Genomic DNA, 15321 nt, shown 5'->3' with positions numbered 1-15321 from the left:
CTGGGTGAAAATACACCGCTGCCAAATCAAATTTCGTCATTACAAATCCGCCAATAGGGCCGCTAATTCGGCGTCCATCTCGTCATCATTCTCTTCCGTATCCGTATCGTCGCCAAATCCCGCCAACAGCGCGTCTAGATCGTCCAGATCCCCAGCTTCATCTGCAGTATCGCCGCTTGCGGCGTCCCCCAGATCCAGATCGTCAAGGCCCAGATCATCCAGGCCCAAGTCGCTCAAATCCAGATCATCCGCCTGCGAACCGCCGTTGTCCTCCACGCTCTGCGGCGTAGCATCGGCGGGTTTTGCTGCTGCAATGCCTGCTTTCTCGCGCGGGTCCGCTGGCGAAGGCGCCGGGGCCGGTACACCGCTCCAAGGGCCCAGAACCTCACTCCCGGCAACAGAGGAAAACGACGTCAGACGCAGCTCATCCCGGCCTTTGACGGCGCTGATAGCCATCACCCCACGCTCATTGGCAAGGGCAATTTTGTCCAGATCTATGTTGCGTTCGGTGCAGGGCAGCGCCACTTGATCGCCAAAACGATCATTCACCGTGTGATAGGGCATCCCGCCCAGCGACATGATAGAGCCCAATTGCATCGAGGCGCCATTTTGCTTGAAGGAGCGCGCCAGCAGGATGGTCACCAGCACCACCGGATTGCCCCACAGCATCCCCTTCAATCCCTCAGTCTCTGAGAACTCCTCAAAGTCGAAGGCATCCACCGGGTTGCTTTTGGCGCCATAGGGACGGCGCAGCAAGAACCGGGGGCTGGCCAGGGCCAAATGGCCTGCCTCGGGCATCTGTTGCAGGGTATCCCAGGCATTGGCCACCACAGCTGGGCGATCCTTTTTTTCCGTTTTCAGGAATTCCGGTGACAGGCTGGTAAAGAATGGCGCATCCACATGCGCCGCCACCCGCGCGATCCGTCCCAACAGTTCCGCATGGGGAGGGGTTTCCTCAAACCCGTACATGCCGATCAGGGCTGAATAGCCGCCCCGTCCCAGCTCCGGGTCCATAGGCTCTTCGCTCAACAATCGGGTCAGGCCGCAACTGGCCAGGTCGTCTTGAGATGCCAAATCTGCAGCCAGCTCTTCGGCAGAAACATCATACAGCACCACCTTAAGACTGTCGTCGACCTCCACCGAGCGGGCAATGAGATCCAAAGAGCGCCACTGCGCCTCCAGCGCCTGAAACTCCGGGTGATGCAGCACCAGGCGCATCGCGTCCGACAGGGCAGCATCCACCGCCGCCTGCATCGCGGGCACCTCTGGATTGGGCAAGGCGCGAATATAGGGACCAACCACCCGGGCCAGCAGCTCATCTATCGGTGAGGCCTCCCGCAGGGAATTTTCAGCATCGCCAATCAGCTGTTGAAAGGCACTCAACCGCCGATCTGCTGGCACCGAATTGCTGGCTGAGGTCCGTTTTGGCGCCCGTACGGGCGTGCCATATTGCGCCGCCCAGGCCGCCAGGCTGCGGCTGGCGTGCTCAACCGTGACCCCAGACTGCAGCTGATCGCGCAGGCTCACAAGTTCGGAAAACAGCGCAACATTTTCAAACAGCTCATCTGGATGCAGGTCGTCAAATTCTTTTAGGTTGACCGAAATGCCACCCTCATTCTGACCGATGGGCAGGATCAACGGGCTGGCAAAACCTTCAATCACCTCTTCGACGGTATCAGGGTCCAACAGGATGCCGGGCCGCTGCGCCAGCGCATCGCCGGTTTCCACCTGACCACGGGCTGCCCGGCCCGAGAAATCGCCAAACAAGGCAATGCGAAACCGCTTTCGGGTCAACTGCTGCGCGGCAGGGCGCTCTGCACTGATGGTTCCATAGGCAAATTCAGGCTCGGCAAAAACCGCCTGTTGCTCAGCTTCGACATGCTCCCCCCCGAGTTCCGCGCCCTGCGCGGTATCCGCAGCGGCTGTATCGCTTTCGAGATCGCCAAGAAGCGCATCCAAATCCATCAGATCATCGCTCAGATCCTGCGCGACGTCCTCCTGGCTCTCCGCCACCGGGCCAGTGTCGGCAGCATCGTCCAAATCGGCCAACAGATCGTCGAGCCCCGCGCTCTTTGCGGTGTCGATGGCTGCGCTGTCGGTCGCCGCCTCTGGATCATCCAGGCCGTCGGCAAAGTCGCTGGTCAGATCCCCCAGAAGATCATCAAGGTCAAGCTCCTCCTCAGAAGTGCCTCCCTCTGCGTCGGAGGATCCCAGCAGATCATCCAGATCTGTCTCCACCGCATCTGTTGCCCCCAGCAGGTCCGACAGACTCGCCTCAGCAGCCTCGCTGCCCTCTGTGGCGTCACCGGCCGCAGGATTGGGGCCGGGCGCGGCCTCCAGGTCGGACAAAATACTGTCCACATCCACCGCTGCGTCTGGGCTGTCTTCTTCCAGGTCCAGATCGGCAAGCAGCCCCTCCAGGCTCGCTTCCTCGGCGCTGTCCCCGCCATCTTCGGCGGGGGCTGTACTGGCCAAATCTGACAGCAGATCATTCAGATCATTTGCGGCCTCTGGTGCGCGTGGCGCGTCGGATTGCTCCAGCCCGGCGAGCACATCATCCAGCTCCGAAGTGTCATCCAAAACGTCCTGTTCTGCAGGTGCCAGCCCTGCCAACATGTCCTGCAAATCCACATCATCCTCAGAACCCCCGGTTTCTTCCCCCAGATCCAGTGCGCCCAGAATATCCGCGAGATCATCGTCCGGTGCATCCTCTGCAGCGGTGACGGGCGTGCTGGTAACAACATCCGCCAGGATGTCGCCCACCTGTGGTACGCTGTCGGGCTCTGCCTCACTGTCCGCCAGAGATCCCAGAACCTCGGTCAGGTCGGCACCTTCGCGTTCTGCCTCATCTGGTGCGACGGCAGAAAGATCATCCAGAAGCGCCGCAAGATCATCCGCTTCTGCATCGGTTGCGGGTTCCGGCTCTTGCGCCGCCAGTTCGTCCAAAATTGCGCCAGACAGATCCCCATCGTCTGAGCCTTCTTCCGGTAGGGCCATGTCCTGCAAAGACCCCAACACATCCGCCAGATCGTCATCACCTTCCTCAGGCTCGGGCTGCGCGGCCTCGAGATCAGACAGGATATCCGCCAGCGGGTCTGGCGCGGCGGCTTCCGGTATCTCTGTGGCGGCCAGGTCCTGAAGGATCCCGTCATTGGACGGTGTTTCAGGCTGCTGGAGCTCTTCGCCAGCGCGGGCCAGATCCCCCAAGACATCCGTCGTGTCCTCTGGCGGATCTTCGGCAACTGGGTCCAGATTCCGCAGGGCTGCCAGCGCGGTCTCACCTGTGTCGGCCTGCGCGGGCTCCTGAGGGGCCGAGGCCGCTAAAGCCGCAAGTGCGGCGTCAGTCTCAGCGCCCGTCTCCGACTGGGGCAGATCCTCTGGCGCGTTGGCTGCAAGGCTGGCAAGGGCGTCAGACACGCCATCCCCCTGCTCCGTCTCGGATGGAGTCTGTGCTGCCAGGGATGCAAGCACGTCATCGCTGGTGTCAGGCTCGGCTTCTGGCACTTCAAGCGCTCGCAGGCTGCCCAGGGCACTGTCTTGATCCGCGGCAGAAGTCGCCCCGCCTTCGGCCAGCGTCGACATCAAGGCGGGATTTTGCAGGATCTTCTCAATCAGCTCTTCGGCGCCGGATTTGCCATCCATATAGGCCATCAGTGTTTGCAGCTGATTGCGCGCCTCCAACAAAGGCCGCAGGCTGTCCACTTTGGACGCAATGGCACCAGGGCTGAAGTCCTTCATGCGCTCAAAGGTGAGATCAATCGACAGATTGCCCTCACCGGTCAGAGTATTTGGCACCGTAAAGGCGGCCCGTGGGGCCATGGCTTTCATGCGGTCGTCAAAATTATCCACATCAATTTCAAGGAATTTGCGATCCGCAATGGCAGGCTGTGGGGTGGAACTTTTACCCAAAAGGTCGCTCATCACGCCCATGACAAAGGGCAGCTGCACCTTCTTTTCAGCACCGTAAAGTTCGACATCATATTCGATCTGCACCCGAGGTGCCCGATTACGACCCACGAATTTTTGCGAACTATCGGCCATTTTCACCTCCCTTAAACGCGCTCAGTTCTTGCCGCAGCGCCTTCAGCTCCGCGTGCAGCTCCAGCACATGTGCATCCACAAGATCCGTTTCCTTGCGCACCAGGTCACGCAGTTGTTCAAACTCGGCTTCGGCCTCGGCCTCCACCGCTGACTGCATGGTATTGACCAGCAAACCGATAAAAAGGTTCAGCACCGAAAAGGCGGTAATGACGATAAAGGGCACAAAGAAGGACCAGGCCATGGGGTAGACTTCCATCACCGGCCGCACGATGCCCATGGACCAGCTTTCCAGGGTCATGATCTGGAACAGCGAATAAAGCGAGCGTCCCAGAGTGCCGAACCACTCGTCAAAGGCCGCGCCATACATCAGCGTCGCCATCACCCCAAAGACGTAAAACACGATCGAGATCATGACGATCACGGCGCCCATGCCCGGCAGCGCATCCAGCAGTGCCTGCACCACCTTTCGCATCTGCGGTATCACCGATAACAGACGCAATGCGCGAATAACCCGCAGCCCCCGCAGCGCCGACAACCCCTGCCGGTCCGGAAGCAGGCCAACACTGACCACCAGCAGGTCAAAAATGTTCCAGGCGGAAGAAAAGAACTTGATCCGATAGGCAAACAATTTGAGCGCCAATTCGGCGACAAAGACCGTGAGGACCAGTTTGTCCACCGCGCTCAGTAAGCCGCCGACATGTTGGGTAACGGTATCTGACGTGCTCAATCCCAAGGTCACCGCGTTGAAAATGATAATTCCCAGAATGGAATTGGTCACCACCGGGCGCTCAACAAAATCGCGGGCGCGGTCTTGTAGGGTCAGCTGAGTTTGGGCGCTCTCATTCACGGGTTTTCTCCACTGGTAATGGCGATACTGCATCGGTATTTTGCCGGGCATCAAAGCGCCCGGCGGTTGATATTCAGCCGTTAGGCCGCGTCAAAAACGGTGCCATCCAGGGCTTTGCTGGTCAGTTTGTCATAAACATAACCGCCTGCTGCGCCGCCAACCCCCAACGCCAGATCCTTGACCCCGGTTGCGATTGAATTGCCATCTATTGGCGACAACCCAAGGGCTGCAAATTTCAGCGCTTCGCGGAACACCTTGAGTGCCTTTGGATCCTTGATCGTCAGCGCTTTGACCCGCTTCATCAGATCCTTGATATTGTCGGCCCATTTCCGCGCCGCGCCATACATGGCCTGAATCTTGTCAATGGCACTTTGCACCGCAGCATAGTTTTTGGCCAGAGCAGTATCCAGCGCCTTGCTGATCATCACCAACTGCGCTTTCTTATCCTTCACCGGGTGCTTTTTCAGCTTGTTGCCGACCTCGGTCAAAAACTCCTTCTTCAGTTTATCCTGCTCCTTGAGGATCTTTGCCAGGGTCTTGGAGAGGTCATGCATCTTGACGATCATCTGGGCATATTTCGCTTTCAGCGTATCCGCCGCGTCCTCAACCGTCTTGACCGAAGGTTGCGACACGCCCAGAAATTCCTGGAAAACTGCGGCAGAGGCCTCGTTTGTGGCGTTCAGGGCCGGGTTTGAGGCAGCTTTTTCGACCACCGCCAGGTTCTTGACCAGAATGGCTTTGGACTGGTCGATGTTAATGGCCAGCTTGCCCACATCCTGTGCCAAGCTGACGCCAGACTTGATAAAGCCAATAATCGCAAAGGCTGCCCCCGCACCGCCAGAAAAGGGCGAGGTGGCCATGGCCGCGATACTGACTGCCAGCCCAGCCAGCGTGCCAACAATCGAGACGCCGATCTTGATCTTGAACTTGGACCATTCCTTGCGTTTCTTTTGCAGATCGCTCCAGGCTTTGGCGGCCGCCAGTTCAGCGCCTTTTTCGGCAACTTTGACGTCATTTTTGATGGCGTCGTTCAGGCCCTTCAGCTGTTTCTGCATCTCCTTTTCAGAGGCACCTTTGTTCACCATCTGGACAAAGAGCTTGTCAAAAATCTTACACTTCTTCTCAATTGTCTCTTTGGTCTGATCCAGCACGCCGCTGGCAGCAGCCTGGAATTCCTGCTGCAAAAGAGGGTCTTTGTCGGTCCCCTTCTCCATTTTCTTATCCAGCTCGATCACAACTTTGAACGACAGTTTTGGCGGATCTACCATTTCCAGCCCAGACACTTTTATGTCCAGGTTCTTGATGTCCATCACCACATGTTTGACCATCTCATCTCCTTCCTCTTCCCCGTTTCAAAACCGCACTTAATCGAAGCTGTATGAGAACTCCCCATCCTTGACATCAATGGCGACCGAGGCCACCTCCTCACCCGCCATGAGACGGCGCAAAAACTCGTTTGAGATATCCGGCAGCATGGAGTTGGTGACAATTGCATCAATCATCCGGCCACCGCTTTCCAGCTCCTGGCATTGGTCGACGATCTTGTCGACAACAGCATCCGTGTAGGAGAACGGTACGCCATGTGCCTCTTCCACCCGTTTTTTGATCCGGCCCAGCTGCAGCCTGGTGATTTTGCCGATCATATCCGGGCTGAGCGGAAAATAGGGGATTGTCACCAGCCGCCCCAACAGGGCCGCCGGGAAGATCTTGAGCAGGGGATCCCGCAGCGCCTTGGCGATGCCTTCGGGCGCCGGCATCAGATCCGGGTCGGCGCACATGTCCATAATCATGTCAGACCCCGCATTGGAGGTGAGCAGGATCAGGGTGTTTTTGAAATCAATCACCCGGCCCTCGCCATCCTCCATCACGCCCTTGTCAAAGACCTGAAAAAAGATCTCGTGCACATCCGGGTGCGCCTTTTCAACCTCGTCCAGCAGCACCACCGAATAGGGTTTGCGCCGCACCGCCTCAGTCAGCACGCCACCTTCGCCGTAGCCGACATAACCCGGAGGCGCGCCTTTCAGAGAGCTGACCGTATGGGCCTCCTGGTATTCCGACATGTTGATGGTGATGACGTTCTGTTCACCACCATAGAGCACCTCAGCCAGGGCAAGGGCGGTTTCGGTTTTACCAACACCCGAGGTGCCTGCCAGCATAAAGACACCGATGGGTTTGTTGGGATTATCCAACCCGGCACGGCTGGTCTGGATGCGTTTGGCGATCATCTTCATCGCGTGGTCCTGGCCGATGACACGTTTGGCCAGATGTTCTTCGAGATGCAGAATGGTGTCGATTTCATCCTTGACCATGCGGCCCACCGGAATACCGGTCCAATCGCCCACAACGCTGGCGATGGCCTGGTGGTCGACAATCGGCAGAATCAGGGCGCTATCTCCCTGCAGCGCGTTCAGCTCCGCGTTCTTGTCCTTGAGCTGCTGCATCAGCGCCGCGCGCTCGTCATCTGTCAGCGGGCTGTTCACTGCGCCCTCGGCCAGCTCTTCCCCAGCATCCACCGCAGCATCTACGGGCGCGGCTCCCTCCCGGAGTTTGGCGCGCAGGTCGAGGATCTCCTGGACCACCGCTTTTTCCTTGTCCCAACGGATGGTGAGCCCGGCCAGCCGCTCCTCCTCGCTGGCTTTTGCCACCGTCACCGCCTCGCGCCGGTCGGCAACATCATAGCCGGCGGTTTCATCGCGACCGATAATTTCAAGCTCGGTGGTCAGGGCCTCGATGCGGCGCTGACTGTCGTCCACCTCTGCCGGCACGGCGTGCTGGCTGACTGCTACGCGGGCGCAGGCGGTGTCCAGCAGGCTCACGGATTTATCTGGCAATTGCCGCGCTGGAATGTAGCGCGCCGACAGGCTGACAGCCGCCTCGATCCCTTCGTCCAGAACCTGCACCCGGTGGTGTTTCTCCAACATCGAGGCAATGCCCCGCATCATCAGGATCGCCTTGGGCACCGAGGGCTCGTCGATCTTGACCACCTGGAAGCGCCGGGTGAGCGCCGGATCTTTTTCGATGTATTTCTTGTATTCCGCCCAGGTGGTGGCGCCGATGGTACGCAGGGTGCCCCGCGCCAGCGCTGGTTTGAGCAGGTTGGCCGCATCGCCGGTGCCAGCCGCGCCGCCAGCACCAACAAGCGTATGGGTTTCATCGACAAACATCACGATAGGTTCGGCACTGGCCTGGACCTCATCAATCACCTGACGCAGGCGGTTTTCAAACTCCCCCTTCATCGAGGCGCCAGCCTGCAGCAGGCCGATGTCCAGCACCAAGAGCCGCACATTACGCAGGGCGGGCGGCACATCCCCGCGGGCAATGCGCAGGGCAAAGCCTTCGACCACCGCGGTTTTGCCAACCCCAGCTTCACCGGTCAGAATCGGATTGTTCTGGCGGCGGCGCATCAGGATATCGACAATCTGGCGGATCTCTTCGTCGCGCCCAACGATGGGATCAATCTCACCATTGCGGGCCTGTTCGGTCAGATCGGTGCAAAACTGCTCCAGCGCCTCGCCCTTGCCCATGGCACCGGGAGCCATGGCGCCAGAGGCCTCTCCCGGTTCGGCACCGCCACCGGTCACAGAACTGCCATCCTGCGCCGACATCGTGGCCTCAGGCGAGCCATCCGTGGCTTCGGCAAAATTATCCGCCAGATCATCCGCGCCAATGCGGGCCAGTTCCGGCGACATGGAGGCGAGGATATTGCGCAGCGCTGGTGTCTTCAACATGCCCAAAAGCAGATAGCCGCTGCGCACCTGGCTTGCCGAATACAGCAAAGAGCCCCAGACCCAGCCGCGTTCCATCGCGTCCATCAAATGATCGCTCAGGTCAGATATCGCTGAAGCCCCGCGTGGCAACATGTCCAGCGCCCGGGTCATTTCGGTGGCGATTTTGCCGGAATCGAGATCATAATGGTCAATGATACGGTGTAGATCGCTGTCTTGCTGCGCCAGAAGCTGATGCATCCAATGCACCAGTTCCACATAGGGGTTGCCCCGCATCTTGCAGAACACAGTTGCCCCTTCTACAGCTTGATAGCCCAATTTGTTGAGCTTCCCGAATAGCGCCACTCGGCTGATCTCGGTCATGGTACTTCACTCCCTATAGGCACTCTTAAATCCCCGAGCTGACGCCGGGATATAAAAACAAATCATCGACATCCGGCTGGTCTGCGTCCGGGTCTGGTCGGCTGCGGATCCAACTGGTATGGCCAAGCCGGGTCTCGCCGCCGAGGCTCGACCGGGGCACCGCATCGCCGGACAGAACCAGGTTCACATCCCAATCCAGAAAATCACCAACATAGCTGCGCACAATCGCGCGCAGACGGTCCAGCGCCGCGCCTCCCGGCAGCAGCCTCTCATAGTCTTCCAACCCTAGCGGGCCGATGCGCAGGCGGAACTTGGCAGAGCGGCTCCAGACCTTTTCGCCCAGGCTGGTGCTTTGGCCCAAGCCCCCCTGCCCCCGGCCCATCTGCCAGCGATCATCGGGTTCCAGCTGCAGCCAACTGCCGACAAACTCTTCCAGATGTACCGGTACACAAAAGAAATCTGACAGCATCGCCACCAACCCCGCAGGGGTCTTGGTCCCCTGCCCCAGGATGCCGGTGAAATGCAGCTTGGCCAGATCCGGCATCTCATCGCGGTGCTGCAGCCCCTTGCCATGATAGCCAGCCAATGCCGCGACGCGATCCGCCAAAGGGTCTTCATCGCGATCAAAACTCACCGCCGGCGCGCCCTCAGCCCAGGCCCGATAGAGCAGCGACATCATCCGGTGCGTCAGCATATCGGCAAAGGCAACCATGGTGGGGTCGCGATGGTTGCGTTTGCGGTCGCGCGCATATTCGGTCAGATGCAACGGCAAAGGGCCCTGGGGTCCAAAAAGACCAAAGAACCGATTGGTCAACCGCGCCGGCCCCTCTTTGGTCGCCGCAGAGAAATTCGCAATCGTCGATGGGGGAAAGGCCAGCTCGGCCTCTTGCCCCAAACGCAATGCATCCTGCCGAGGGCGGCGGCTCTCCCCCAGACGGGGGTGATCTCGAAAATGTGCCTCCAATACCCTGAGGGCCTGAAAAACATGGTGTTCCTCAGGGGCTTCGACCAACCGGTCAAAGAGGCTCAGATCATTCGGCCCAGGCCCTTTTGCGGTCGCCATCTGGCGATTTCCCCTCGTTTTTCGGTCGTCAGAACCGTTTCGGTAAATGTATTGATGCTGGCGTAGCCATGGAAAAACCGCTCCAACACGGCCCCCAGCGCATAGATATTGCTGCCTTCAAAAAAGCTCTCGTCAAAGCCGATGGAAATTTCCATGCCGCGCACCGCCGTCGACAGGATTTCGTCGCTCATCCGTCGCACGATGGGGCGGCTGGACACCGAGACGATGCCCTCCAACTGCTTTTCCGTCACCCGATTGCCCAGCGGCGCATAAAGCCCCACCAGCTCCCGCAGAGCCTCTGCCGCGTTGCCCCGGCCGCTGTCGGCAATGGAGACATAGTTCAGGCTCAGATGAGAAATCAGCCGCCAGGCAGTATCGCCCTGCCCCAAAGACGGATGTGGCCGTGTAGGCGAGATCGGTAGGTTGATCTGTTTCACCGGGCCGCCTTCGGGCAGATGAAAGACGTTCTCGTTGCCCGTTGCCAGCAACAGCGGCAGATCCCGATTGGTGCACAGCGCCTGAACCGCCAGTTGCTCCAGATCGGCCCCATAGGGCGCCTGCGAGCGATCAACCAGCGTCAGGTAGGTTTCGGACCCCAGATAGGAGGAGCGCACCCCGCGCAGGCGTTCCTTTTCAGACCGCTCCCGCATGCGGCGCTTTAAGGTGTAATAGGCCGGGTGGGTTTCCCCTGCCGCGGTGAAATCATTTGCTGAATAAAAGGGCCGGAATTCCACATCATCGGCGCCCTCGCCACTGATGCCCGTCACCTTTTTCAACGCATAGATTTCAAAATCCAGACCAGCAGTCCGGTTAGGAACAACCTGATGTTCGGTATCACGCACCGTCAGACGGACCCGGTCACAGCGTTTTTCAAACAGGTTCACCGCAGGAATACAATTGAGCTGAAAAACCTCAGGCAACACCACCTGAGACGCCTCGCGCAGGCCTTCGCGCAGCGGAATATACAGATCCACCTCGTCGCCCTCGGCCTTTTCCAGAGCCGGGCGCAGCCCCTGCAGTTCGACAAAGCGGAACCGCTCGGGCATAGCAAAGAATTCCTGCAATAGCCGGTAGCCATCAAACACCCGCGCCGGCACCGGCAAAAGCGCCTCCTCGCGTGAAAATCCCTTTTGCACAACACGGCCTTCCGGCAGCGGCAAATGCCAATCGGCCCGCCGGTCAGTCGAGCGGGCAACAATGCCCTGCACCTGGGTGCACAGCAGTTCCAGCAGCGGCCAACTGTTGCCTGCGGCGCTGCCCAGGTAGATCTGCAACCGGTCCATGTCGAGATCACGCAGCGGTTCCCCATCAGAACGCTTTAGTCGTAGGCGGATACCGGCGCGGGCCTCATATCCGGTGGCAACACCTGCCGCGACCAGATCACCGCGCCCGTCAATATACTGCGCCTCGGAAATCTCCACCGGCCAAAGTGTCAGATCCGCTGCGGTGCGAAACTCGCAAGGGGTCTGCGCGCCCTCATCCAGACGCGAGCGCAGCACCGAACCGCGCGGCATCAGATAGCCACTTTTGACGGCAGAGTTGGTCGGGTCCGGTTCAAAATGCGCAATCATCATCGATGGCGTCGGTGCCAGATAATGCGGGTAGATGATCTCCAGCAAGTTGGAGGTGAAATTCGGATACTGCAGTTCCAGCTCCAGCTGGACACGAGCTGACAAAAAGGCGACGCCTTCAAGCAACCGTTCCACATAGGGGTCAAGAACCTCGACCCCCTCCATTCCCAGACGCGACGCGATCTTGGGGTAGGCAGCGGCAAATTCAGCTCCCATGTCGCGCAGATAGTTCAGCTCGTTTTCATAGTGGCCTAAAAGGCGGGTATCCATGGCTAGAGCCCCCTTTCCATCGTCACCTCACCCGTGGTCACATCGACCTTGCTGCGCAGATACAGCTCCAACGGCAGGGGCTGGGCCCACATGTCGGCACGAATATCCAGCCCGATGGTCATGCCCGCCACATCAACATCGCCGATCAATTGCACATCCACCGTGCCTTCGATGATACGGGGTTCAAAATTGGTCACCGCCTGTTCAATTGCGCGACGGATCTTTTCGGCTTTCTCAGTCGTACTGAATTCGCCAGTGACTTCGCTCAACCCAAAATTCACCACCGAAGCCGAGGCCAAGGGGTAGCGATCTACATCAATCTGATTGCCCGCGTTCTGGGTATTGAGCAACCACGACAGATCCCGCTGGATGATCTCCCGCAGCCTGTTGAGGTCGATGACCCGGCTGTCACGCGTTTCTTTGCGGTTGGTAGGGTCATTGTCTGTCAGCCGGTCCAAAAGCGAGGGTTGCAGCCGTTCGGCAAGCATCTTGTCAGCCATCAGGGCCGTCCTGCGCGCCAATCTTGAGCTGCCGAATATCCATCAGCGCAAAGTCTTGCTCACCGATGGTCAAAAGCCGTTGGCCAAGACCGATATAGGCGCCGCCGCCCAAGTCTTGCCAATTAGTCAGCCGGGCCAGTTTGACCCCGGATTCTGCTGTTTCGCTGCCCGGATAGCGCGTCGGGATCAGCACCGCCAGCGCGCCCTCATTGGCCAGGGTCAATGTACCGGCCATCCAAACTGTATCGCGCAGATCAGAGGGTTCATCAATTTCAAGACTTTGGATCTGCGCAAAGGGGATCCAGAAATAGCGCCCGTTGAGGATCACCTCAAGCACTGGACCAAGACGCATATCCGCATCTGCAATCCAGTCAAACGCGGTCCCGTTCACGGTCCCGGCGGTTGTGGGTGCCGCCTCATAGGCCGCCTCTCGCAGGGCCGTTGCCTGCTCCACATTGCCCTGTGCCAGCTGTTTTTGTGCCTCGATCAACTGCGCCAGCCAGGCCTCTGGCTCACCCAGGATCAGCGGGTCTTTTTCACCCTTAAAAACCTTTTCGCGGTAGACCTCGCACAGGATTGCCTCGCGGTAGGCCTGCGCCATGACGGTGGCATTTGCGTCCAGCTCAGCGCTGAGCCGCAACTGAGCAACCGCCCGCTTCCAATCCCCCAGGATGCAGAGCAGTTGAAACAGGAAAATCCGCAGCTTTGCATTAGACGGATCCGCGCGTACCTGCTCTTGCAGCGCCGCGAGAGCCAGGTCCGGATCACCAGCACGCAAATGCTCTTCAGGGGTCATGGTCAAAACTCCGCCATGTCAAACATGTGATAGGTAAAAACAATAGAAACCCCGGGCGTGACCACACGCCCGGGGTGGTGCAAATCAATATTCGAATTTGCCGCTTTGGACGTTCCATTGGAAAACAATCGGGTTTTCCAACTTACCGGTCTTTTGGTTCGTCGATTTGTAGGTGTGTTCGATGGCGGCATAGGCCAGCGACCAGGTCTCTTCTGGAATGCCGTCTTCGCTTGCCGAGATCGAGTAGCTGTCGATCACCACATCTTTCATTTTCCAAACGGAATAATCCAGCAGACCTTCGGCCTGGGCGTCACCTGAGCGACACCAATGCATGATGATTTCGGGACGTACCGTCCCGTTTGCAACAGACTTGGCCAACTCATTCGAGGCCTTGCCCATTTGCGATGTCAGCTCGACCTTACCAAAGTTCGAGTTGGCATGCATCCGCTGAGACGACCCAAGATCAGTCATCTCAACAGCGCGTTCAACATTCCAGTTCGCCGATTGAATGACGATCCATTTCTTGTGCTTGTCTTCTGTGGCATCCCCTTCGATATCGGAGATTTCCACGAACATGCTAGCAGCCATTTTGCTATCCTTTCAAAACTTAACTCATTGACAAATTTTGAGGCATGAGTGGTTCTTAGCCTCCTTTTTCCGAGGGCAATTTCGACACCAGACGCAGAGACACCGACAGGCCCTCTAGCTGATAGTGCGGGCGCAGGAAGAATTTTGAGCTGTAATAACCCGGGTTGCCCTCGACCTCTTCAACCACCACTTCTGCAGCGGCGAGAGGTTTGCGCGCCTTTTCATTCTCCGAAGAGATATCGGCATTAAAATCAACGTAATTGTTGATCCAGTTTTGCAGCCAGGATTCCATATCCTGACGGCTTTTGAACGACCCGACCTTATCGCGCACCATACATTTCAGGTAGTGGGCAAACCGGCAGGTGGCAAAAAGATAGGGCAAACGCGCGCCGAGATTAGCGTTGGCCGTTGCGTCCGGGTCGTCGTATTCGGTGGGCTTGTGCAGCGATTGCGCGCCCATGAATGTCGCCACATCGGTGTTCTTACGATGCAACAGCGGCATCATGCCATTTTTGGCAAGCTCTGCCTCGCGGCGATCGTCAATGGCAATCTCCGTGGGGCATTTCTGATCCACACCGCCATCGGTGGTGGGGAAGGTATGCGAAGGCAGCTCTTCCAGCGTGCCGCCACTTTCGACCCCGCGAATACGGGAGCACCAGCCGTAGGATTTGAACGAGCGGGTGATATTCGTGGCCATGCCATAGGCGGCATTGACCCAGGAATACTTGTCGCTCTCTGCACCTGTGGTGTCTTCCTCAAAGGCAAATTCATCCACCGGATCTGTCTTGGATCCATAGGGCATCCGCCCCAGGAACCGCGGCATTGCCAGACCAACGTATTTGGAATCTTCGCTCTCCCGCAGGGATCGCCAAGCGGCATATTCCGGGGTTTGGAAGATCTTGGTCAAATCGCGCGGGTTCGACAGTTCCGACCAGCTGTCCATCTGAAACAGCGAGGGTTCTGCCCCGGTGATCAGGGGCGCATGGGCTGCAGCGGCAATCTTTGACATCTCACCCAACAGTTCGATATCCGGCGGCGAGTGGTCAAAATGGAAATCCGCCACCAGCGAGCCATAGGGCTCGCCGCCCAACTGGCTGAACTCTTCGGTATAGAGCTTTTTGAAGATCGGCGACTGATCCATCGCCGTGCCTTTGAATTTGGCCAGGCTCTTGCCCAGTTCCTTTTTGGTGATCGGAATCACCCGGATCTTCAGCATCTCATCGGTTTCGGTGTTGTTCACCAGATAGTGCAACCCGCGCCAGGCGCTCTCGAGCTGCTGGAACTCTTTGTTGTGCAGGATCAGGTTGACCTGTTCGGTCAGCTTTTTGTCGATCTCCGCCACAATGCTTTCGATCGAACGCAGCGCGTCATCTGAGATCAGGCCCGTATTGGCCAGCGCCTGTTCCGCCAGGGTTTTGACCGCGCTTTCAACAGCGGTTTTGGCCTGGTCCGACTTAGGGCGGAATTCCTTGTGCAACAGGTTTGCAAATTCGCTGGAGCCAAAAGCTGATTCTGCCGGGGCCGCTTCGGTTTGGAGTGCTTCGTCTGCCATTTTAT

Annotated in this window: 10 protein-coding genes and 1 pseudogene; all 11 read right to left on the bottom strand. The window is 58.4% G+C overall.

Annotated elements, in window-relative coordinates; genetic code table 11:
• Positions 1-39: 39 nt before the first annotated feature.
• Positions 40-2997 (bottom strand): type VI secretion system contractile sheath domain-containing protein, encoded by a 2958-nt coding sequence (locus JZI28_RS22675; RefSeq protein ID WP_375700372.1) that lies wholly within the window; start codon positions 2995-2997, stop codon positions 40-42.
• A gap of 537 nt (positions 2998-3534) precedes the next feature.
• Positions 3535-4041: pseudogene (tssB, locus tag JZI28_RS22670) on the bottom strand (type VI secretion system contractile sheath small subunit); the annotation flags it as partial.
• On the bottom strand, positions 4031-4888 hold the full coding sequence (locus JZI28_RS22665) for an ion transporter (protein ID WP_295448926.1): 858 nt from the start codon (positions 4886-4888) through the stop codon (positions 4031-4033). The gene JZI28_RS22665 and the pseudogene tssB, both read right to left, overlap by 11 nt.
• Positions 4889-4968: 80 nt before the next feature.
• Entirely contained in the window at positions 4969-6216 is a 1248-nt protein-coding gene (locus JZI28_RS22660) for a hypothetical protein (RefSeq protein ID WP_375700355.1), read from the bottom strand.
• Positions 6217-6252: 36 nt separating this feature from the next.
• On the bottom strand, positions 6253-8976 hold the full coding sequence (gene tssH / locus JZI28_RS22655; RefSeq protein ID WP_375700354.1) for a type VI secretion system ATPase TssH: 2724 nt from the start codon (positions 8974-8976) through the stop codon (positions 6253-6255).
• A 25-nt stretch (positions 8977-9001) separates the two neighbouring features.
• Complete coding sequence (gene tssG, locus JZI28_RS22650) at positions 9002-10039, bottom strand: type VI secretion system baseplate subunit TssG (RefSeq protein ID WP_295448915.1); 1038 nt, start codon at positions 10037-10039, stop codon at positions 9002-9004.
• Positions 10003-11880: a type VI secretion system baseplate subunit TssF gene (tssF, locus tag JZI28_RS22645; protein WP_375700353.1), complete on the bottom strand. Its 1878-nt coding sequence runs from the start codon at positions 11878-11880 to the stop codon at positions 10003-10005. The genes tssG and tssF overlap by 37 nt, the downstream gene beginning before the upstream one ends.
• Positions 11881-11882: 2 nt before the next feature.
• Positions 11883-12380, bottom strand: coding sequence for a type VI secretion system baseplate subunit TssE (tssE, locus tag JZI28_RS22640; RefSeq protein ID WP_295448909.1), 498 nt, complete (start codon positions 12378-12380; stop codon positions 11883-11885).
• Positions 12373-13176 carry a type VI secretion system accessory protein TagJ gene (locus JZI28_RS22635; RefSeq protein WP_295448906.1) on the bottom strand — a complete coding sequence of 268 codons (804 nt, stop codon included), beginning with the start codon at positions 13174-13176 and terminating at the stop codon, positions 12373-12375. The genes tssE and JZI28_RS22635 overlap by 8 nt, the downstream gene beginning before the upstream one ends.
• A gap of 84 nt (positions 13177-13260) precedes the next feature.
• Entirely contained in the window at positions 13261-13764 is a 504-nt protein-coding gene (locus tag JZI28_RS22630; protein ID WP_281954509.1) for a type VI secretion system tube protein Hcp, read from the bottom strand.
• Positions 13765-13819: 55 nt separating this feature from the next.
• Positions 13820-15316 (bottom strand): type VI secretion system contractile sheath large subunit, encoded by a 1497-nt coding sequence (tssC, locus tag JZI28_RS22625; RefSeq protein WP_297340643.1) that lies wholly within the window; start codon positions 15314-15316, stop codon positions 13820-13822.
• Positions 15317-15321: the final 5 nt, after the last annotated feature.

The organism is Pseudophaeobacter sp. TrK17 (assembly GCF_042192375.1).
GTDB lineage: Bacteria > Pseudomonadota > Alphaproteobacteria > Rhodobacterales > Rhodobacteraceae > Pseudophaeobacter.
This window is presented reverse-complemented; position numbering and strand designations above follow the sequence as displayed.